Source organism: Pseudoglutamicibacter albus (assembly GCF_031458175.1).
GTDB lineage: Bacteria > Actinomycetota > Actinomycetes > Actinomycetales > Micrococcaceae > Pseudoglutamicibacter > Pseudoglutamicibacter albus.
Genome location: NZ_JAVDXX010000001.1, coordinates 35,130 through 55,237 on the forward strand (window position 1 = coordinate 35,130; position 20,108 = coordinate 55,237).

General features: G+C 58.8%; 18 protein-coding genes, 1 tRNA gene and 1 other RNA gene. 15 read left to right on the forward strand and 5 right to left on the reverse strand.

Annotated features, from left to right (window positions below):
• Nucleotides 1–193: 193 nt before the first annotated feature.
• Nucleotides 194–490, forward strand: coding sequence for a hypothetical protein (locus J2S67_RS00145; RefSeq protein ID WP_035756554.1), 297 nt, complete (start codon nucleotides 194–196; stop codon nucleotides 488–490).
• Nucleotides 491–585: 95 nt separating this feature from the next.
• On the opposite strand, the gene recR is transcribed toward J2S67_RS00145, so the two are convergent.
• Nucleotides 586–1,185: a recombination mediator RecR gene (recR, locus tag J2S67_RS00150; protein ID WP_070491574.1), complete on the reverse strand. Its 600-nt coding sequence runs from the start codon at nucleotides 1,183–1,185 to the stop codon at nucleotides 586–588.
• A gap of 33 nt (nucleotides 1,186–1,218) precedes the next feature.
• Nucleotides 1,219–3,918, reverse strand: a complete 2,700-nt coding sequence (locus tag J2S67_RS00155; RefSeq protein ID WP_310245175.1) for a DNA polymerase III subunit gamma and tau — start codon at nucleotides 3,916–3,918, stop codon at nucleotides 1,219–1,221.
• A 179-nt stretch (nucleotides 3,919–4,097) separates the two neighbouring features.
• On the opposite strand from J2S67_RS00155, the gene J2S67_RS00160 reads away from it, so the two are divergent.
• Nucleotides 4,098–4,268: a CsbD family protein gene (locus J2S67_RS00160; protein WP_083285302.1), complete on the forward strand. Its 171-nt coding sequence runs from the start codon at nucleotides 4,098–4,100 to the stop codon at nucleotides 4,266–4,268.
• Nucleotides 4,269–4,467: 199 nt separating this feature from the next.
• On the opposite strand, the gene ffs is transcribed toward J2S67_RS00160, so the two are convergent.
• Nucleotides 4,468–4,564, reverse strand: an RNA gene (ffs, locus tag J2S67_RS00165) — signal recognition particle sRNA small type.
• 130 nt (nucleotides 4,565–4,694) lie between these two features.
• Between ffs and J2S67_RS00170 the strand changes: the two genes are divergently transcribed.
• Nucleotides 4,695–4,779 (forward strand) — tRNA-Ser (locus tag J2S67_RS00170).
• Nucleotides 4,780–5,001: 222 nt separating this feature from the next.
• On the opposite strand, the gene J2S67_RS00175 is transcribed toward J2S67_RS00170, so the two are convergent.
• A complete protein-coding gene (locus J2S67_RS00175) occupies nucleotides 5,002–6,180 on the reverse strand; it encodes an IS1249 family transposase (RefSeq protein WP_310245177.1) in 1,179 nt (392 codons plus the stop codon).
• A 422-nt stretch (nucleotides 6,181–6,602) separates the two neighbouring features.
• Here J2S67_RS00175 and J2S67_RS00180 point away from each other — a divergent pair, with 422 nt between their 5' ends.
• From J2S67_RS00180 to J2S67_RS00230, 11 genes are all read left to right on the forward strand, one after another.
• Entirely contained in the window at nucleotides 6,603–7,310 is a 708-nt protein-coding gene (locus tag J2S67_RS00180; RefSeq protein WP_310245179.1) for a DUF6318 family protein, read from the forward strand.
• Nucleotides 7,311–7,416: 106 nt separating this feature from the next.
• Nucleotides 7,417–8,406: a PKD domain-containing protein gene (locus tag J2S67_RS00185; RefSeq protein ID WP_310245181.1), complete on the forward strand. Its 990-nt coding sequence runs from the start codon at nucleotides 7,417–7,419 to the stop codon at nucleotides 8,404–8,406.
• 236 nt (nucleotides 8,407–8,642) lie between these two features.
• Nucleotides 8,643–10,484 (forward strand): hypothetical protein, encoded by a 1,842-nt coding sequence (locus J2S67_RS00190; protein ID WP_310245183.1) that lies wholly within the window; start codon nucleotides 8,643–8,645, stop codon nucleotides 10,482–10,484.
• A gap of 212 nt (nucleotides 10,485–10,696) precedes the next feature.
• Entirely contained in the window at nucleotides 10,697–11,035 is a 339-nt protein-coding gene (locus J2S67_RS00195; protein WP_035756548.1) for a type II toxin-antitoxin system VapB family antitoxin, read from the forward strand.
• A complete protein-coding gene (locus J2S67_RS00200) occupies nucleotides 11,032–11,718 on the forward strand; it encodes a LytR C-terminal domain-containing protein (RefSeq protein ID WP_052048526.1) in 687 nt (228 codons plus the stop codon). The genes J2S67_RS00195 and J2S67_RS00200 overlap by 4 nt, the downstream gene beginning before the upstream one ends.
• A gap of 162 nt (nucleotides 11,719–11,880) precedes the next feature.
• On the forward strand, nucleotides 11,881–13,221 hold the full coding sequence (locus J2S67_RS00205) for an MFS transporter (RefSeq protein ID WP_035756547.1): 1,341 nt from the start codon (nucleotides 11,881–11,883) through the stop codon (nucleotides 13,219–13,221).
• 170 nt (nucleotides 13,222–13,391) lie between these two features.
• The gene (locus J2S67_RS00210; RefSeq protein ID WP_052048525.1) at nucleotides 13,392–14,060 is read left to right on the forward strand and encodes an ECF transporter S component; all 669 of its coding nucleotides are present in this window, start codon (nucleotides 13,392–13,394) and stop codon (nucleotides 14,058–14,060) included.
• 5 nt (nucleotides 14,061–14,065) lie between these two features.
• On the forward strand, nucleotides 14,066–14,908 hold the full coding sequence (locus J2S67_RS00215; RefSeq protein WP_310245186.1) for an energy-coupling factor transporter transmembrane component T: 843 nt from the start codon (nucleotides 14,066–14,068) through the stop codon (nucleotides 14,906–14,908).
• Nucleotides 14,909–14,917: 9 nt separating this feature from the next.
• Nucleotides 14,918–15,868: an energy-coupling factor ABC transporter ATP-binding protein gene (locus tag J2S67_RS00220; protein WP_310245188.1), complete on the forward strand. Its 951-nt coding sequence runs from the start codon at nucleotides 14,918–14,920 to the stop codon at nucleotides 15,866–15,868.
• Complete coding sequence (locus J2S67_RS00225) at nucleotides 15,868–16,668, forward strand: energy-coupling factor ABC transporter ATP-binding protein (protein ID WP_035756543.1); 801 nt, start codon at nucleotides 15,868–15,870, stop codon at nucleotides 16,666–16,668. Before J2S67_RS00220 ends, J2S67_RS00225 begins: the two co-directional genes overlap by 1 nt.
• A gap of 84 nt (nucleotides 16,669–16,752) precedes the next feature.
• Nucleotides 16,753–17,736, forward strand: coding sequence for a nucleoside hydrolase (locus J2S67_RS00230; RefSeq protein ID WP_035756542.1), 984 nt, complete (start codon nucleotides 16,753–16,755; stop codon nucleotides 17,734–17,736).
• 149 nt (nucleotides 17,737–17,885) lie between these two features.
• On the opposite strand, the gene J2S67_RS00235 is transcribed toward J2S67_RS00230, so the two are convergent.
• Nucleotides 17,886–19,046, reverse strand: coding sequence for a hypothetical protein (locus tag J2S67_RS00235; protein ID WP_035756541.1), 1,161 nt, complete (start codon nucleotides 19,044–19,046; stop codon nucleotides 17,886–17,888).
• 91 nt (nucleotides 19,047–19,137) lie between these two features.
• Here J2S67_RS00235 and J2S67_RS00240 point away from each other — a divergent pair, with 91 nt between their 5' ends.
• On the forward strand, nucleotides 19,138–20,070 hold the full coding sequence (locus J2S67_RS00240; RefSeq protein ID WP_083285298.1) for a transporter substrate-binding domain-containing protein: 933 nt from the start codon (nucleotides 19,138–19,140) through the stop codon (nucleotides 20,068–20,070).
• The last annotated feature ends 38 nt before the right edge of the window (nucleotides 20,071–20,108 follow it).

The following is a 20,108-nucleotide window of genomic DNA, read 5'->3' on the forward strand; positions in this document are numbered from 1 at the left end:
CGTGCCAGAGACTCTCAGATCCCAGGATTTACCCTATCTTTGACTATTATCTTTACCGGGGGACGCTTCAAAGGTGATTTGTTCCCGTGGATTAGGATTGGTTACGTCTTAGTTGCGGCCGATCTGTACTTCATTCGACACGACACGATCGACACCAGCAGGATCGACACAACAGGACAGGGGCGTAAACGCGATGGGTAGCAGGGAAGACCTTCCTCAGCCATTCGGTCTAGAAATCACGGCTAGCCGGCTCGACGGGCGAAACGTTGCGGGGCAACTCACGTTCGATCAACCCGCAGAACGCGTCTCAATCCAGGTAGCAAGCCTGCGCCACCGCAAAGACCACGTCTTAGTCACAGACACCGTGGGCCAAAGCTACATGTTGGATCCCGAGCAGATCGTGTACGCAACCCGACTGCAAGCGGACCAGCACCTGTTCCACATCCTGGCCGCTCTCAACAATATTCAAGACGAGCTCGAGCGCGGCTAGGCCGTCTCGCCGTGCGACCGGCCGGCTCGAGACCGGGCCGCACGGTGCTGGCTACCCGCTGGGCCCCATCGGCCGGTTAGTTGATCGTCGCCCGCTTAGTTGATCAGTGAGCGGCGGCCTTCAAGTGCTCGCCCGAGCGTGACTTCGTCCGCGTATTCCAGATCCCCGCCCACCGGTAGTCCGGATGCGAGCCGGGACACTTTGACGCCGATGCTTTTGAGGATCCTCACCAGGTACGTTGCGGTGGCTTCGCCTTCAAGGTTCGGGTCCGTTGCGATGATGAGTTCCTGGATCGCATCATCCGAGAGCCTGGTGAGTAGCTCCTTGATGTGCAGCTGATCCGGGCCAATACCGGCCATCGGGTCGATCGCGCCACCCAGTACGTGATACCGGCCGCGGAATGCGCGCGTCCGTTCGATCACCATGACGTCCTTCGATTCCTCGACAACACAAATGGTGCTGTCGTCCCGGTTAGGGTCGCGGCAGATCGCGCACTTTTCGTCTTCGGTGATGTTGAAGCACACTTCGCAGAAAGACACTTTGTCTTTGACAACCTTGATCGCGTCCGCGAGCCGCCGCATATCCTCTTTGTCTGCTTCCAGGATGTGGAACGCGATGCGTTGAGCAGACTTAGGGCCAATGCCGGGTAGACGCCCGAGCTCGTCGATGAGGTCTTGGACGGCGCCTTCGTACACGGTGCACTCTCCTGACGGTTGCGGTGAGGCGAATCAGCGACGGTGGGGTAGCGGATTGCCTTCGAGGTCTGTTTCTTCGATGAGCTTCGCGTTGAGGATGTTCTCGAACGCGGCACGCCCGAACGAGACCGAGTTCTCGAGCTGTTCATCATCCTCGCTCGGAACAAAGTTATGCTCTTCAACGGGCGCCGGCGCTTGCGGCGGTGGGGCACCCCAGCCTGGAGCTGGAGCCTGGCTGTTGTTCTTGCTTTGCGCGAGCAACTGTTGATAGCGACTGAGCTTCCCGCCCGATGGCGGCGTTGGGGGCGCAGGCGCAGGTGCTGATGGGGCAACAGACGATGGTTTTGTTGGGGCCGCAGGCGCTGCCGGTTGTGGTGGCGCTACGGCAGGCGGAGCCGGTGCCGCTGGCGCCGCCGATGGTGCAGGCGCGGATGATGGTGTTGGCGCAGCGGGCGCCGCCGCAGGTGATGAGGCAGCCGGCGTGGGAGCGGTGGGTGGCTCTGGAGCGGGAGTAGCCGGAGGTTCTGGCTGAGGCTTCGGCGCATCGGCCAGCTCCTTATCGTGCCGCGGCGACTCTTCGTAGGGCGGCTCTTCGTAGGACGGGTCGTCGTGCCGTGGTGCGTTCGCGTACTGTGCTTCTCCGTAGGCCGGCTCTTCGTGCGGTGCTTCGTGGTGCTGTGGTTCTTCCGCGGCCGGAAGGTTGTTCCGGCCGTCAGCTTTTGGGCCGGCATCGCCGCCTTCAGCGACGTCGATGTCCGGTGTCACTCCTATCACTGCACTGATGGAAGCCTTGAGTGTTTCGGCGGCATCGGCACGGTTGCGGAACGCGTTCATCGGGCCAGGATTGCTGAACCCGAGGGTGAGAGTCTTCCCGTCATAGCCGGCGACCGAGACGTCTTGCTGCAGGATCGACCACACGAACCTGCGGTTCTGTTTGACGTTCTCGAGGATCTGCGGCCACGCCCTGCGGAACATCTCAACGGAACCCTCGGAACCTGCCGCGGGCCGTTCGGGTTGCTGTGCAGGTTCAGGCTCGGTTGCCGGTGGAGTCTCCGGAGCAGGTTCAGGAGTATAAGCGGGCTCGGAGGCAGAGGCAGGTGCCGGCGTGGCAGCAGGTTCGGGAGTAGGCGCAGCTTCCGGTTCGCGTGCCGGGGCTTGTGCGGGCGTGGGCTCCGGCGTTGCTTCAGGTGCCTGCGCAGGCTCGGGTGCCGATTCCGGTGCTGGTGCGGCTGGTTCTGTTTCCTCTGTAGGCGCAGGTTTCTGCGCAGGTTCAGCCGAAGCTGGCGCGGGTGCGGCTGGGCGGGGTGCAGCCGGTGTAGCCTGTGCAGCCGGTGCCGCTGGCTCTTGCATCTGGCGAGGCTCAGGATTTTGTGATGGCTGAGGCGCGGCCGGAGCCGAGTCCCGCAGTGCGGCGCGCGCGGCGGCAGCACCACGTCCCGCAGCCGGTGCCGCATCATTGGGTGCCGTTGCGGGTGCCGGTGAAGATGGGCCGGCTTGCGCATCGGACTGTGTGGTTTTCTTATCTGGTGCGGGTGCAGGGGAGGCGCTGCCAGCTTCCATGGGGCCGCCGCTGAAGCTCAAGTGGCGTTCCACACGGTCCATGCGGGCGGCGAGGCCACGCTCGGTGTCATCGGTGGACGGCAACAATAGGCGTGCGCACAGGAGCTCAAGATGCAGGCGAGGGCTTGTTGCGCCGGTCATTTCGGTGAGCGCGGCGTTGGTGATGTCGCCCCACCGAGACAGCTCTGCCGGGCCTAGGCCGGAGGCTTGGGTTGCCATCCGCTGGATCTGGTCTTCGGGCACGCCGTGCAGAACATCGGAGGCGTTCTCGGGGACGGCGCGCACCAGAATGAGGTCGCGGAAGCGTTCCAGAAGGTCCTCAACAAAACGGCGAGGGTCCTGGCCAGACTGGATCACGCGGTCCACGGCCGCGAACACGGAAGCGGAATCGTGCGCGGCCAACGCATCCACCACATCGTCCAGAAGCTCACCGTGGGTGAAACCCAACAGTGCGACAGCGAGGTCGTATGAGATGCCGTCATCACCGGAGCCGGCCATGAGCTGATCGAGGACGGAGAGTGTGTCGCGGGCGGAACCGCCGCCGGCACGCACCACGAGAGGCACTACCCCGGGTGCGATCGCTACATGCTCAACATCAGCAAGATGCTGCACATATTCAGTCATGGGTTCCGGCGGGATGAGCCGGAAAGGGTAGTGGTGGGTGCGCGAACGGATGGTGCCAATGACCTTCTCAGGTTCGGTTGTCGCGAAAATGAACTTGATGTGCTCCGGCGGCTCTTCCACGATTTTCAGCAACGCGTTGAAGCCGGCCGAGGTCACCATGTGGGCTTCATCGATGATGAAGATCTTGTAGCGGTCGCGTGCAGGAGCGAAGGATGCACGCTCGCGTAGCTCGCGGGCGTCATCCACACCGCCGTGGGAGGCGGCGTCGATTTCGATTACGTCAAGGGAGCCCGAGCCGCCCGTCGCAAGATCGCGGCAGGACGGGCATTCGCCACATGGATGCGAGGTGGGGCCGTTCTCGCAGTTGAGGCAACGGGCGAGGATGCGTGCCGAGGTCGTCTTACCGCAGCCGCGGGGCCCAGAGAACAGGTACGCGTGGTTGACACGGTTCTTATCCAAAGCCACTTGGAGCGGTTTGGTCACGTGATCTTGCCCGATGACGTCTTCGAACGTGTCGGGTCTAAACCGGCGGTATAGCGCTGTGCTCACCCCACCAGACTACCCAGAGACCACAGCAGACCCCTAGCAAAGGGTGCACGATGGTGGCTGAATATTCGTTCTAAGCAAACAAAGTGGCGGATGCCTAGACATGGGCGGGTGAGTGTGGAAGTGTCACACATAGAAGACCTCGGGGAGCTACCCCGGTCTCAGCGTGAAAGGAGTATCCCATGAGCTTGGGAGACAAGTTGGAAAACGCTAAGGACAAGGTAGTCGGCGCCGCTAAGGATAAGCTTGGCGATCTGCGCGATGACAAGGGCCAGCAGGCTGAAGGCAAGGCCCAGAACGCTAAGGGCAAGGCCGGCGACGCTGCAGAGGACGTCAAGGACAACCTCAAGTAAGCCTCGCGCTACACAAGTTTGAACGGTAGTTGCGGGCTTCGAATATTCGGCTAGCTGACTACTGGAATATACGGACGAGGGGTTCACGGCGATGACCGCCGTGGGCCCTTCGCTCGTTTAAGTCATCGAGTGTATGCCTGGGCTGTAAGCGAGTGTGTGCGGAGGACGGTGGTTCGTTCGGGCGGAGGGAAGAGTTAAAAGTAACGACCCCTCACGCACCTGCCAGAGCCCACTTACCCTTGCTGCCTTCCGGCCCTGGGGGAGTTCAGCGAGATAACACCACGTGAGGGGTCGCGTATCAGTCTAACTGAGAGGCTAATAGGACGCGAATCAGCCGTGTAGGTGGTCTCGATTGGCTCTTAGCTGTTTAGTTCGCTAAAGTATGTAAAGCCTTGTTCAGGCCTGGGGTCTGAAGTGGGTATCCGAGGAGGATTCGCCTAGCGGCCTATGGCGCACGCCTGGAACGCGTGTTGGGTTCACGCCCTCGGGGGTTCAAATCCCCCATCCTCCGCGTTTGTTAAGTCTCGGGACATCGGTTCATACGGTGTCCCGAGACTTTTTTATCTCCTCTCGCGTTGAGGTGGCTGTACTGGTGCCGCTGTGTGAGTAGCGTTGCGGGACGGTTTCATCCTCGTAGCGGGACACGCTTCATTCATTCGCTACTTCGCCTTGCTGTGAAACAAATTAGGGTTAAGGGTCAAAATGTGTGTCTGGTTTGGGTGTGTTGCGGGGGTTAGATGTGGCCTTTTTGGATGCCGATTGAGTGTGTGTAGGTGGTGTCGATAGCGTTGTCGTAGAGGGCTGGTCGTCCTGTTTGGTGGTCGGCTTGGTTCTTGTTGTGGGTCAGGGCTGGTACTTTGGCGAGTTGGTTTTGGCCCCAGTTGGACTGCCTGGCGATTTCTGTTGGATCGTCAGGCAGTTCTGTTTTCTGGTAGAGCCACCATTCCAGCATTTTTCGTTGGTGTTCTCCGGTTCTGCCGCGGTGGGTGCGGGTGAGCAGTTTCAGTTCGGCGTTGATCGCGCCTTCAAGGCTGTTGGTGGTGGATTTGATGCGGTGCCGGTGCTGTAGTTCGGTCGGTGGGTTGAGGTAGGTGAACAGGAGGTTGTTACGCCATAGGTGTAGCAGGCTGTTGTAGGCCTTACGGGTGTTCGGGTGTGTCCAGGCCCAGTGGCGTTGTTGGGTGATTGGGTCTGTGGTGAAGGTTTTCTGGTTGAGCCATCTCCGGTAGAAGGTGCCGTATTCATGGAGTTGCCTCGCCCAGGTGGCTGCTTCATCCAGGGTGGTGATCCGGGTCAGGTTCCGTGCTAGTTGATAGATCGCTTTGCCCGCATCGGTACGCGGGTGTGAGGTGGTGTAGCGTCGTACAACTCGTTGTGCATGCACCAGGCAGCGTTGGATCACGGTGGCAGGCCAGCATTTCTTGATAGCGCTGGCGGCTCCTTGTCCTCCATCGATGACAGCGATCACTGGTGCGGGGATACGTTGAAGTAGTCGTTGGTAGTCCAGGCTGGTTTCACGCTTGCACCAGTGCCAGGCCAGGACATGATCGAAGGTGGCTGCCACGATAAGACACCCGGCACCGGTGTAGGTTCCATCGATAAAGATCTGGTCATAGATCGTCCCGGCGTGTTTGATCATCGGGTCGGGTACTTCAACCAGCCAGCACCAGCTAAACCGTCGCTTCAACGTCGAAGGGCTCACCCCGGCCTGTTGTGCGGTGTCTTTCAAGCTACGGGTCGAGGTGCAGTGAGCGATGAACTGCTTGAACACTGCTGCTTTGGTGATGTCAGTCCGGGTTTTGGTGCTTGAGGCTCCGCAGAGTTTGCACCGCCACCTTGTCCTACCTTGTGTGGTGGTGCCATTGCGTTTCATATCGCCACCGCAGTGGCATCGTGGTCTGTTCTTCGGCATCCAGCCACCACACCACTAGCCGGTAGCACATCAAGGGCACCACACCGAGGAATGAACGCTCACACCACCGATATATGCCCAGCAGCCATATATATCCGCTGAAACCCGCGCCAACACAGCCGAAAACACCAACCCCAGACACACATTCTGACCCTTAACCCACAAATTACACTTTCAGCTTTGTGTGTGTCTTACGCCCCTAGGTGGCTTCACATCTAACGCTTTCCGGGGTACCGGACAGAGAAACCTGTACACAAACGGTTCATCAGCATTCAGCTTCCGCGGATTTATAAGGAAGTTTGGCCCTTCGGGCTGTAATCGGGTTATGAAAGATAATTTTTCTTTTGTTCTTCTATGGTGCTTTTGGATGCGCTTGGCTACTTTAGGTTCTAAACAGAAACACATGCCTAAGGGGCGCCATCATGACAAATCTAAAACGAAGCGCTATCGCCACAGCCCTGACGCTCGCGCTTGTTTCCGGGCTAGCCGCCTGCGGATCCAGCGACGATGCGACGCCCGCCGACGCGGCAAGTTCAGTCTCGCCGTCTGTCAGCCCGAGCGATAAGGAAGCGAAAGACGAAAACGTTTCCGGTAGCGGCAAAGAATCTGCGAGTGCGAAGCCTTCCGCGAGCCCGTCACCAGAGGGGCCATATAAACCTGCAACCTCTAAACATAGAGCTCAGAACGTGCCGCCTCCTGGCCCGCTACCCAAAGTGGCGAGAGAAGACAGCAAGGCTGGACAAATTGCCTTCGTTGAGCATTGGCTGAAAGAGCTCAACTATGCGTGGGAAGTCGGCTCGTTCCGTAAAGAGTTCTGGGACATTACCTCACGTAAGTGTGAATACTGCCAGGCCGCTAACAGGGTGTTCGAACGCATGAAGAAAGACAATGCATGGGCTGTCGGCGGGAAGATTCGTTATGAAAATATCCAAGCGCCAAATAAGAAGCTCGACAGTGGGAAGTTTTTTGTTACGTTCATCGCGCACGAAGGGAAACGGTCCTATTTCAGGCCGGGGAAGTCGACAGCTGTAGAAACGACACCTGCCAATTCAACTAAGAACGGAACGTTCATATTGGAACGTAAAGCTAACGGCTGGGAAGCACGAGGAGTCTACGGTGCCGAGCGTTAAAAATAATCAAAAACTCCTTGTCAATACTGCACTAATTGCAATTCTGTTTACATTCCTACCGGGAAGCAACGCGAATGCCCAGGACGTTTCATACAAGGGCGATGGAGTGGCCTTAGAAGGATTCAAAACTCAAGAACAAGAGGAAATCAACAACGTCAGCGGTTCATCCGCGCCGGGGGCGCCCTCTCATGCGCCGGCGGCTGCTCCTAAGTTTTTTGGGAAGCGTTTGTTGTGGGATCCAGCTTGTACCCCGGGCGCGTTGGATCGCTCCGGCGCGGTGACCGGTTCCACCAAGGTTGCAGGTAGTGACCTGCACGTGGCTGAGATGGTGGACTCTAAAGCTCGTAACGCGGCTAAAACCCAAGCCTGCACCCGACGGGCTGTGGATGAGTGCGGTCAACGTGACGACCTGCTCTACACCACCAACACCGCCACCACACAACTCGCCTGCCGCGCCAAGAACAAACCATCTAAGAACGATGCCCCGGCTCAGCAGGCCCCGCTGACCATCACCGAAATCCGGACCCTGATCGAGACCGAAACCAAACGCATCCACATCCACCCTGGAGCAGTCACCACGGATGCGATCAAACCCAACACCCTCACCACCGCCTGGACCAACTTCTACCTCACCAAAAACAACAAAACCGGCAACAGCTCTGGTGCTGTTGATGGTGTGGTGCGAGAAACCATCGAAGTCCTCGATGAAAACGTCACAGTGGAACTCACACCTGTGAAGTATCGGTGGAAATACGGCGACGGCGAAGCCCGCACTTCCAGAACCGCAGGAAAGATGCTGCCCACACGTGCGGATGTGTGGGAGAAAGAAACCCCGACCTCCCACATGTACCAGAAACGAGGAACCTACCGGGTGGAAGCCACCGTCACCTACACCGGGAAATACTCCCTGGATAACGGTGAAACCTGGGACACCATCCCAGGCACCTTAGAAACCCAAGCCACACCCCTAGACATACGGGTGTGGAGCATGCGGTCCGTCAATGTCTCTGGTCCCTGCCAACCAGGCAACTCGAGCAACGATCCGACCTGCAAAATACAAGACTTCACCATCTTCAAACCCCGCCAAACACGCTAACCCCACACAACGGCACACACCCACCAAAGCGCGAGCCCCGCAAAACCGGCCGACTGTCGCCTGTTGGTTCTGGCCTGCCTAGTCATCTGCGGTGCCCGTGAGACGGGTAAGGGACGGGATATTTGTAGCAATTTGGCGAAATCTTGTTACTAGCGGCTTCTTTACGCAGGTTTTGGCATATCGTGGGTGCAGTAGTAATACGGTTCATCCTTCACGAAATTCTTGAGGAGTGCACTATGGCGGATCAGAGTATTCCGCAACCGCCGCAACAGCCCGGCGGCGGGCAGCAGCCGCAGAACAATCAATACGGCGGCTACCCGCAACAAGGTGGACACCCACAACAGGGCGGATCCCCACAGCACAACGGCTACCCGCAACAGGGCGGTTACCCGCAGCAAGGTAACTACCCGCAGCAACCTGGTTTTCAGGGTGGTCCGCAGGCACCTAAACCGAACCCGTTCCAGGGCATCGGTAAAGACGTTTACATCAAGCTCGGCACCGTGCTCGGTATCGGTGTTGGCGCAGCGGTTGTCTCCTCACTGATTTTCGGTTTCCTCTACTGGGCCGTATATGAGAAGAAGTCGTGGGCCGGCATGTCAGCGTTCATGCATGAAAACTTCTTCTCGTTCATGCATTTGCCGGCTGCCGGTTTCCGTAACGTCCTCCACTATCACGGCGACAGCGCGACTTTCTCTCCTCTGACGATCTCGGTTCTCACCTTGATCGCGATATGGTTCTTCGGCCGCAAGCTGCGTTCCACCACGTTGGTCTCTAACTGGATCGCAAAGCTCGTGATCGCTGCCGCATCCGGCCTGGCGTTCTGGGGCGCACTGGTGATTCTCTCCGCGATCTTCGCGTGGGCTCCCGGCGGCGGAAGCGGTGCCTGGGCCGGCTCGTTCGGCGGCGCCGTCTACACCCTTGTGACGGTTGGCGGTCTGGTCTGGTACCTGCTCTCCCCGAAGGGCATCCCGGACAAACTCAACATCGGTGCCGCTGTGCGTTTGCTCCTGGAACACCTTGCCGTTGTCGGTGTTTTCGGGTTCCTCTTCAGCCTCCTGAGCATCCTGACCGCTGGTGGCTACGCCCCTAAGGGTGAGATGTTCATCAGTGTCCTCGCGGGCATCCCGCACGTCGTCTTCAGCTGGTTTAACGCGATCTACTTGGGCTCCTTCTCGACCGGCTACGGCAGCTCATTCGGCTACGGCGGCTACGATTGGTGGGCTGTACTCGTCGGCGTCATCGTCGCGCTTCTCGCGCTGGCTATTTTCGCGTTGCGCTGGGCAGCACGCGGCCAGGCCGCCGCTCCACTGAGCGCAAGCTGGCGCCTGCCAGCGGTCTACGCCGCAGGTGGCTTGTTCATGCTCTTCGCCCTGTTCTCCGGGACGGATGCTGACTTCTCCGCTGGCGCTAGCCTTGCAGGCTGGAACTTCATCCTGTTGGCGCTCGTCGGTGCCGCCATCGAAGCGTTGGCGCGCTACGTTGTCCCGGCATCCATGGGCTTCCTGCCTGGCACGCTACTCAGCTGGATCAACGTGGGTATCCCGGAAGGTCCACAGAACTTCCAGCAGCTGGGACAAGTTGCGCACCAGCGCCGCCAAGAGTCCCAGGCACGCATGCAGCACATGCAACAGCAGATGCAGCAACAAGGCCAGCAGTACCCTCAGCAGAACCCGTACGGTTACGGTCAGCAGGGTGGAGCTCCGACGCCACCAGAGCAGGGCCAGTCAGGCCAACCAGGTCCTTATGGTCAGCCAGGCCAGCAGGGCGGGGCTCCGATGCCTCCGCAGCCAGGCCAGTCAGCCCAGCCAGGGCCATATGGCCAGTCGGGCCCGTACGGTCAGGCACCTCAGCAGGGTGGCGCGCCGATGCCTCCGCAGCCAGGCCAGCCACCTCAGCAAGGCCAACCGGGCGCTTACGGCCAGCAGGCTCAGCAGGGTGGTCAGCAGGGTCAACAGGGCGGTCAGGCTCCACTTCCACCACAGCCAGGCGGTCAGAACGGCCAGGGCAGCCAAGGTGACCAGGGCGGTCAGAACAACCAGGGTGGTCAGCCGCAGAACCCTAACGGCCAGAACCAGTAACGGTTGAATCACGGTTCGCGTGGGCCTCAGCATCGATAAGGTGCTGAGGCCCACCGTTCGTTTAACGGCGCCGTTCGTTTAAATGCACCGCTGTAACCGCTCCGTTCGAGCTGTTGTGTGGCCGGCATCGGACGTGTTTTTAACCGCTTCGCTCAATCTGGCGGAGTTCGGCTGAGGTTTTGCGCGAGTTCTCGCGTAATGTGTGAGGCACAATGATTTTCAAGGCTGTCGGCAGTTCTCGTCCCTATCCAGATCACGGGTACAACACGTCCCGTGACTGGGCAGGCGTGTCTCCGCGGCAGGTTCGCTTGGCGGACCTGATCACAACCAAAGACACGCTGGACCTCACCCAGTTGCTGAGTGAGGACTCGACGTTCTTCGGGGACCTCTTCCCGCACGTCATCAAATACAGAGGTGAAATGTACCTCGAGGATGGCCTGCATCGTGCGCTACGCACGGCGCTGTATCGCCGCGAAGTCATGCACGCTCGTGTACTGGACCTGGATGCCTTGAATTCTGGTGGTGCCCAGACGAGGAGGCACGGCGCATGAGCGTCAAGAACTCTGACTCGATGCCCGCCTCCACACCGCCAGAAGATCACGACGCAGAAACCCGCAACACAGACGAGCACAGCACGGGCGAGCGCAACATCGGCGAGGACCGGGTGGTGGCTTCTGAACCGTTGCCGCTGTTGATCACGGAACAAGACCAGGTGGTAGCTAAACGGGCGCGCGCCTGGGTTATGGCTGGCCTGATTGCGCTCAGTGTTGCCGGTGCCACGTTGGGGTATGTGTGGTGGCAACGTGGAACGTGGTCACCGGATTTCCGTGCACCGAACCCCGCGGTTGTGTGCCCGGTATGGTCTCTGACGCCAGCGGAGCCACGTGAGGTCACGTTGAATGTTTTCAACGCTTCACAGCGCGAAGGCATCGCGACCGATGCGGCGAATCACCTGCGTGAGCGCGGCTTTGACGTCAAGACGGTCCGTAACGCGACGCTGGATCCCGAAACCGCGGAGTCCGTCGCGATGATTTATGCAGGCCCGGAAGATACCGGGAAGGCCCTGGCCGTGCAGAAGCAGATCCCGGGATCCCAGGTCGTGTTACAGCCGGACCGGACTAACGGGATTCTGGATCTCGCGTTGGGTGTCAAATACAAGGGTGTTGCCTCGGTCGAGAAGATCCGTCACGGCAACGGGATGCTCAACTGCACCAAGCCGTGGTTCGAACGCTGAACCATGAACCCCTTCTTATTCACCCTGGCGGTCGGTTGCTCCTCGGTTCGTCATAATTCATATACGATTTATTGTGATCCGGCGCACGGGGACTACGATGACGGCAACGGCCTCTACCGGCCAGTAACTTTCGGCCCGTGAATCATGTAAGGGGATTCAGCGATGCCTAACGCCGCAGTACGCGCCAATCGGACTCGTGTTGCTTTTGCGACGCTCGTGGGAACCACTGTTGAGTGGTATGACTTCTTTATTTATGCCAACGCTGTTGCGCTCGTGTTCGCGCACCAGTTCTTTGCCCCGCTAGGCGATACGGGTGCGCAGCTGGTTGCTTTCGCATCGGTCGGTTTGTCTTTCTTGTTCCGGCCGCTTGGTGCGTTCCTTGCTGGCCACTATGGCGATAAGCTGGGGCGGCGCAAGATGCTCGTGATCACGTTGCTGTTGATGGGTGGCGCGACCACGGCGATCGGTTTGATCCCAACCTATGCCGCGATCGGTGTCACGGCTCCGCTGCTGCTGTTGGCGATGCGCATTCTGCAGGGTATTTCCGCAGGTGGTGAATGGGGCGGCGCCGTCCTGATGGCGGTCGAACACGCTGGCCGTGAACGTCGCGGTCTTGCAGGTGCAGTCCCGCAGCTGGGTGTCCCGCTGGGTATGTTGCTGGCTTCGGGCACGATGGCGCTCATGACGGGCGTGATCGCCCCGACTGAAGAGGCGTTCAACTCGTGGGGTTGGCGTGTCCCGTTCCTGCTGTCCTTCCTGTTGGTGTTCTTGGGCTACTGGGTCCGCCGTTCGGTTGATGAGTCGCCTGTGTTCCAGGAGATCGCTGAACGTAAGGAGCAGATCCACATGCCGTTGGTTCAGTTGTTCAAGAAGTACTGGTACCTCGTGGTTTTGGGTGCGCTCGTGTTCGCGGGTAACAACGCCTCCGGCTACATGACTACTGGCGGGTTCATCACCAACTACACAACCAAGTCGCTGGGCATGAACCCTACGGATGTGCTACTCGCGGTGACGGCGGGTTCGTTCTTCTGGTTCGTGTTCACGCTCCTTTCGGGTTTTATGGCTGACGCGATCGGGCGTGTGCGCACCTACCAGATCGGGTTCATCATTCTGGGTATCTCTGTGTTCTTGGTGTTCCCGATGATTTCGACGAAGTCGCTGGGGATGCTCTACCTCGCGCTGTTGCTGTTCTCGGTTGGTTTGGGCCTCACGTATGGCCCGCAGTCGGCCCTGTATTCGGAGATGTTCCCGGCTTCGGTCCGGTTCTCGGGTGTCTCGGTTTCGTACGCGATCGGTGCGATCATCGGTGGCGCGTTCTCCCCGATGATCGCGAAGGCGATCTTCGATGCGACCGGCTCCACGGAAATGATTTCGCTGTACCTGTTGATCTTTGTGGTGATCGCTTTGGTTGCGGTCTCGTTGATCCGTGATCGTAAGGGTATTGACCTCTCGATTAGCAACGAGGCCGAGCAGGCTCACGGTGCTCTGGTTTTCCATAAATAGAATTGCTGACTAGGATCCGTCACTAGGAGGCATCGTGGGACATTCGGCGGTAAGGATTGTTGCATCGGCGCTTCCCGCGTAACTTAGTGAGTCAGGGGCCCTAGGTAAACGGGGCCTAACTGAAAGGGAACTACGAGCGTGATGCGACGCAGTTGGAGCGAGGTCATCTGATGCCCGCTATGCAAAAGTTCGCTGCACATGGCAGCAAGTATGGGCAGCTGACGCTGTTCATGGTCCCGTTGGGGATCGCGATCAACTTCATTGCTGGGCAGATTGTTCTTCTGCTCAAGCTGCCTGTGTATATGGATGCGATTGGAACCATCCTGGTGGGTGCGGTGTGTGGCCCGCTGCCGGGTGCCTTGGTTGGTTTGCTGACCAACCTGATCAATGCGATCACGTTGCCGACGCTGGTGCCGTACGCGATCGTTTCGGTGCTGATCGGTTTGGTCGCCGGTTGGCTTTCCCGTGTCGGCTGGTTCCGTAACGTGTTTCATGTGACGTTCGCTGCGTTCATTTTCGCGCTCATCGGTGGTTTCATCGGTTCGCTCATCACCATCTGGGTTTTCGGTGGCTTGTCCGCCTCCGGTGTTGGCTGGGTGACCGGTATTCTCCGATCGCTTGGCGTGGGTGAAACCGCGGCTGTGTTCTTGGCCTCGATGCCGCTGGACTTCATCGACAAGGTCCCGTCTGCGTTCATCGCGTGGCTGATTATTCTGCGGATGCCTACCCGTGTGCTGGTCAAGCTGCCGCTGGGAGACAGGTATTTGAAGCCGCAAAAGACTCACGATGCGCTGGCTGATGAACAGAAGCATCCGGGCGAATTGACGTTGGGTCGGTGATTGGAATGGCTCAGAAAGCTCAGACTCAAGTCGCGCAGATCGAGGATCTGCGTGCCTACTATGTGGATCGCTATTCCCAGCCGTACCGGCTAGGGAACCCGATCCGGGACTTGAACCCGCTGGTTCTGTTCGTGTTCCTGTTGGCGATTGCGATTGCTTCAGTCGCGTTGCCGTGGCCTGTTCTGGCGCCCACCATCGGCTGTGTTGTGTTCGTGGTGATCGCGATTCTTGCTGGCCGCGCTAAACAGTTCATCCCTCTGTATCTCAAGTTGTTCCTCGGAGTGGGGTCGGTCCTGTTTATCCTGCGTGTGTTCTTGATCGCGCCGGAAGAAGACGCGACCGTCTATTGGAGCTGGGGCGATAACCTGGCGCTGTCTAGCACCTCGATCGCTGCGGCCGCCCGCTTCACGCTCGTCGTGATGTCTTTGTGCGGCGCTTTGGCGTTGTTCTTCCAGCTGGTCCCAGCTAAGAACCTGATGCTCGCGTTGCAGGGCGTTGGGTTGTCTTCCCGCTCGACCTACGTTGTGCTCTCTTCCTTCCAGTCGATCACTGATCTTCAGAAGATGTCGAAGGTTGTGGTGGATGCGCAGAAGGCTCGCGGTATTGAGATGGAGGGCGGTTTCTTCCGCCGCGTTGCAGCGTTCTTCCCGATCATCACCCCGGTGTTCCTCGCGGCGATCGGTCAGACCGAGGAACGTGCGCTCGCTTTGGATGCGCGTGCGTTCAACGTTCCAGAGAAACCTTCACAGTTGTCGTTCCTGCCTAAAGTTGGCGTGGGACAGTGGCTACTGGTTTTGGTCTCGTTGGTGATTGCTGTGGGCTCCATCGTCCTGGCCGTGGTCCTGTAGGGGGTTCTTGTGAACATTGTTGAGCTGAAGAACGTTTCGTTTTCGTACACGCATCAGCAGGAGCGCGCGCTGGATGGCGTGAACCTTGAGCTGGCCCCTGGGAAGCTGTATGGCGTGGTGGGCAGCAACGCCGCAGGTAAGTCCACGCTGGCTTCCCTGATGCGTGGTTTGATCCCGTACTTCCACTCGGGTGATCTGGAAGGTGAGGTCTTCTTGTGGGGCCGCGCGCTTGAAGAGTGGTCGCCTGCAGAGTTGTCTCGCCGGATCGGTTATGTGTTCCAGAACCCGTTCACGCAGATCTCCGGTGTGCGTGAGACGGTGTTTGAGGAGATCGCTTTCGGTTTGGAGAACCTGGGGCTCACGCGCGAAGAGATCGTTGATCGCGTGCTGCAGGTCGCTGAGCGGATGGACCTGCTCCCGTTGCTGGAGAAGGATCCTAACGGTTTGTCGGGTGGTCAGCGTCAGAAGGTCGCGTTCGCTGCGGTGATTGCGATGGACGCTGACTTCATTGTGATCGATGAGCCGACCTCGCAGCTTGACCCGGAATCCTCGGAAGAGGTTTTCCGGATCATCGCCCAGTTGAAGGAGCGGGGTAAGACGCTGGTTCTGGTTGAACACAAAGTGGACTTGCTCGCCGAATACGCTGATGAGCTGATCGTGATCGATAAGGGCCGTGTCACGGCCGCTGGTCCTGCGCGTGAAGTGTTTGCTTCGCAACAGCTGGTCGATGCGGATGTTCCGCGCCCGGAGGTCACGCAGCTTGCGTTCGCGTTGCGTGAGGCCGGTGTTGCTGTTGATCCGTTGCCGATCACGTGCGCGCAGGCGCTGGAGGCGTTCGCTTTCGTTGGTGGCGGCACAGCTACTGGTAGCACGGTTGCTGGCGGTGGCGTTGTGAACGGCACCGCGCTGGGTAACAACACGTCTGTTGATGGTGGTTTGAAGGGTGAAGGTGGCAACTGATGTCGATTGAATTGAAGGATGTCGCCTTCGAATATGACGAGCTCTCCCCGGTTCTGGCTGGGTTGAACATGTCGATCGCCGCGGGTGAGCGCGTTGCGATTGTGGGTCAGAACGGTGCTGGTAAAACCACCACGGTTAAGCTCATGAACGGCCTGCTGAAGCCTACGCGCGGTAGCGTTTTGGTCAACGGCACGGATACGGCGAAGATGACGAACGCGAAGATGGCGCAGACGGTTGCCTACGTGTTCCAGAACCCGGATGATCAGCTGTTCCAGTCGGACGTGTATTCCGAGCTCGCCTACATCCCGAAGTATCTGAAGTGGGGTAAGCAGGACACGGAGCAGCGTCTTGAACGCGCGATCTCGATGACGGGTATCCGCCCGTTCGTTGACGATAACCCGGCGGACCTGCCGTTCGCGATCAAGAAGTTCGTTGCGATCGCTGCCGTGTTGGTTCCGCGCGTTGATTTCGTGATTCTGGATGAGCCAACCGCGGGCCTTGACGGCCGTGGCCTCGAGATCCTGCAACGCATGCTGGACCGGCTGCATGCCGACGGCATCGGGGTCATCACCATCACCCACGACATGCGTTTCGTGGCTGACTCGTTTGACCGGGTGATCGCGATGGCGCACGGCAAGATCCAAGCGGACGGCACCCCATCGGAGGTTTTCTCCCGCGACGATGTCCTGGCTGAGTGCCGCCTACAGCGGCCAACTGCGGCCCGCATCGCACGGGAACTTGGCTTGGGCGATCACTTGGGTATCGAAGAGATCGCAGCCGCTATGACCGCTAAGAAATAGCCCCGGTAAGCAATAGACCGAGCAAGCAGTAGCCCTAGCAAGAATTACTCCTAACCTATTGACGGCGTTGAGCTGAGGAGGATCATGTCTACTTTTCCTGTTGTGATGGATGTTGATACCGGCATCGATGATGCGATGGCGTTGATGTATGCGGTGCGTAACCCGCATATGGATGTGCGTGCGGTGTCCACGGTGGCTGGCAATGTGTCGCTCAAGCAGGTTGTTGAGAACACGTTGAAGATCCTGGATCTGATGGGTGCCAGTGACATCCCGGTTGCCGCGGGTGCTGTGGCTCCACTGAATTCGCCGGCTCGTGACGCCTCCTACGTGCACGGCGCCGATGGCTTGGGTGGTGTCGAGTTGCCTGCGCCAACGCGTGAGCCTGTGGCTGAGCACGCGGTTGAGCTGATGCGCCGGACCATCATGGAGTCGGAGCAGAAGGTCACACTGATCGCGTGCGCCCCGCAAACCAACCTCGCGTTGCTGTTGCGGATGCACCCGGAGGTCACGGAGAACCTTGAACGGATTGTGTTCATGGGTGGTTCCGCGAGCGTGGGTAACGCAACCCCAGTCGCTGAGTTCAACATCTGGCATGACCCTGAGGCCGCGGACATCGTCGTGAAATCTGGCGTGCCGCTGGTCATGTATGGCCTGGATGTTTTCAACCACGTAGCTATCCCGGACGATGTGGTGGCTGGGTTGAAGGCCTCTGACCATCCGGTGGCGCGTGCCTTGGGTGGCATCGCGGGCTTCACATACGGCGATGATGAGGATGAACCGCAGGCTTATTCGTTGATCGGTGACGCTGGCGCTGTTGTGGCCGCAGTGCATCCGGAGATGTTCGTGTCTTCCGAGCACCGCATCGAGATCTCGTTGGCTGATGAGATCACGCGCGGGCAGACCGTGGTGGATCAGCGAGCCCAGGTGGGCGAGGACCGCCTGCACGGTAAGAAGATCGACGATATCCCGGTAGCTGAGGTCGTGTTCTCGGCGAAGGATGAGATGGAAGTGATCCGCGAATTCCTCGACGTAGTGCTCGAAGGCGAGCTCAAGGAACTCTACTCATAGACAGCGGTTCCTAGACAATGGAGCCTAGGCAACGAGTCTCAGTCCGCGAGCGCTAGTTCACTGGCCGGTCAGCTAAGTGGTTAGCTGACCGGCCAGTGTGCTGGTTATGTAGTTACTTGGTCGTGCGGAACCCACTGGGGTTGCGGAACTTATTTCGATTTCTTTGACCAGGTGCCGCAGCCCATCGAGGTGAAGTAGTCGCCTTCGCGCAGGTCAACGGTGGGGGTGCCCTTATCGATGGAGCGGGAGAACTTCACATTCGAATAGCTGGAGTCTGAATAGACCGCGTAGATGCAGCGTTGTTTCACACCGGATTTGGTGCGGTAGGTGCCGGATGGGATGTCGTCGCCGACTTTCCAGCGGCCGCTACTGCTTGCCGGGCGGGACGTGATCTTGATGTCTTTGTCGAGCTTCTTGCGATCCTTTTTGAGTTTCTCTTGGTCCTTCTTGAGCTTCGCGCGATCTTTCTTCAGCTTCCGCTGATCACTTTTCAGCTTGTCGTGTTCTTTTTCTTGGTCTTTCTGTTGCGCGTTGAGTCCGCTCTCTTCGTCTTCGTAGGACGAGATGGTTTGCTCGAGCTCTTCGCGTTCCTGCTCACCCTTGGCCGCGCGGGAATCAACCTGGGACTTCTCGGAGGCGAGCTTCAAGTATTCCTCGGAGCGGGTCGGGTCTGGTGCGAGCGCAGTTTTGCTCAAGATCACACCGCCACCGATGCCCAATAGCGCCGCCAGCACAGTTGCGATCACCATGTTCTTGCTCGGCTTGCCCGACGTGCGGGTTGAGGAAGCCTCTGCCTCCTCTGTTGAGGCGGAGGCCATGAGCCCTGCCGCGGTCACGCCGGCGGCAACACTGGTGGCGCGGGCGGCATCGTTATCGTCTTCGTCGCTGAGGTAGTCGTTAGAGGCAGGCGCGGTGACCGCGGCGTAGTTCGCGGTGTCGAAGGTCGCGGGGGAGTCTGAATACCACATCTCGGAGTCGAGGCCCTGGTATTCGTTGGTCGGCTCTGCCTCATCGAGTGCGGCTTGGCCCTTGAACGCGTCTAACGGCAAAGGAGCAGGCGGCGTTGAGTCGGCCGGGGCGGATTCCGTTGGCTCAGAATCAGCGGGCTTGGATGCTGAGTCTTCCGGTGCGGAGTCCTGGGCGGCGGAATCCTTGTCGACATCGGGTGTGGACCCTGCCGGAGCTTCGGGTGCGGGGTCCTTAGGGGTTGGAGGCAATGCTTGGGTAGCGTCGTCCTCAGGGCCAGGCGGAGGTGGGAAGGCCGGCTGGTTCGGCTTTGCCGCCTCGTCAGGACGTGAAGAATCAGACATTGTTCCATCCACATTCATAACGATGACACATTACTAACTCTCCATTGTGGCCTGTTGACAGCGATATTGCATAGCCGGGTAAAGTTCCGGCATGACGTACATCACATCGCCACAGAAGAAAAAGATCATCCCCGCAGTCCTCGCTGCCCCGGCTATTTTGGCGCTCGTCGGTGCACTGAGCGGATGCGGCAGTACAGGCCCGGCAAAAGACACAACCGAGCAGAGCAGCACTGAGCAGAGCGGGCAGGCACAGAACACAGGGGAACAGGGCAGTGGGGAGCATGAAGAGCCGGAATCGCGGCTGGCTTCCATCAAGAAAGACGGCGTCATCACGGTCTGCACAACGGGGGACTATGCACCGTTCACGGTTGAAAAGGATGGAAAATTCAGCGGGATTGATGTGAATTTGGCTGAGAAATTCGCCGAAAACTTAGACGTCAAGGTTGAGTTCGTTGGGACTGAATGGAAGAACCTTATGCCGGACTTCCTCAGCAAATGCGATATGGCGGTCGGCGGTATCTCCGTGAATGATGAGCGCGCAAAGAAAGTTGATTTCAGTACGTCGCTACTCAAGGACGGCAAGACGCCGATCGCACGCTGCGAAGACAAAGACAAAGACAAATACAAAAGCATCGAACAGATCAACAAGCCCGGCGTGGTGAGCATCATGCCGGAAGGCGGAACCAACCAGGAATTCGCGAAGAAAAACTACCCGAAAGGCACGCTGAAAACTCACGACAACAAAACGATCTTCGACGAGATCGTCAAAGGCAACGCTGACGTCATGACGACCGACCGCGCCGAAGTTCTCTACATCGACGAGAAATACCCGGAGCTGTGCGCGACTAACCCGGATCGTCCATTCGACCAGTTTGATAAGGCATTCATGTTGCCCAAGGGCGACACTGAATTCAAGAAAGCCGTGGACGATTGGCTCGAAACGAGCTTCAAGGACGGAACCTACCGCAAGATCGAAGAACCGTGGGTAGGCGACCAGGAACTCAGTTACCGTACAGAGAAGTAGCCTCCGTGAAGCCACCCCGAGCAATAGCCTGTCACGTG

Coding starts and splice junctions, on each gene's coding strand:
- J2S67_RS00145 (WP_035756554.1), top strand. CDS start 194: ATGGGTAGCAGGGAAGACCTTCCTCAGCCATTCGGTCTAGAAATCACG.
- J2S67_RS00160 (WP_083285302.1), top strand. CDS start 4,098: ATGAGCTTGGGAGACAAGTTGGAAAACGCTAAGGACAAGGTAGTCGGC.
- J2S67_RS00175 (WP_310245177.1), bottom strand. CDS start 6,180: ATGCCGAAGAACAGACCACGATGCCACTGCGGTGGCGATATGAAACGC.
- J2S67_RS00180 (WP_310245179.1), top strand. CDS start 6,603: ATGACAAATCTAAAACGAAGCGCTATCGCCACAGCCCTGACGCTCGCG.
- J2S67_RS00190 (WP_310245183.1), top strand. CDS start 8,643: ATGGCGGATCAGAGTATTCCGCAACCGCCGCAACAGCCCGGCGGCGGG.
- J2S67_RS00195 (WP_035756548.1), top strand. CDS start 10,697: ATGATTTTCAAGGCTGTCGGCAGTTCTCGTCCCTATCCAGATCACGGG.
- J2S67_RS00200 (WP_052048526.1), top strand. CDS start 11,032: ATGAGCGTCAAGAACTCTGACTCGATGCCCGCCTCCACACCGCCAGAA.
- J2S67_RS00205 (WP_035756547.1), top strand. CDS start 11,881: ATGCCTAACGCCGCAGTACGCGCCAATCGGACTCGTGTTGCTTTTGCG.
- J2S67_RS00210 (WP_052048525.1), top strand. CDS start 13,392: ATGCCCGCTATGCAAAAGTTCGCTGCACATGGCAGCAAGTATGGGCAG.
- J2S67_RS00215 (WP_310245186.1), top strand. CDS start 14,066: ATGGCTCAGAAAGCTCAGACTCAAGTCGCGCAGATCGAGGATCTGCGT.
- J2S67_RS00225 (WP_035756543.1), top strand. CDS start 15,868: ATGTCGATTGAATTGAAGGATGTCGCCTTCGAATATGACGAGCTCTCC.
- J2S67_RS00230 (WP_035756542.1), top strand. CDS start 16,753: ATGTCTACTTTTCCTGTTGTGATGGATGTTGATACCGGCATCGATGAT.
- J2S67_RS00235 (WP_035756541.1), bottom strand. CDS start 19,046: ATGTCTGATTCTTCACGTCCTGACGAGGCGGCAAAGCCGAACCAGCCG.
- J2S67_RS00240 (WP_083285298.1), top strand. CDS start 19,138: ATGACGTACATCACATCGCCACAGAAGAAAAAGATCATCCCCGCAGTC.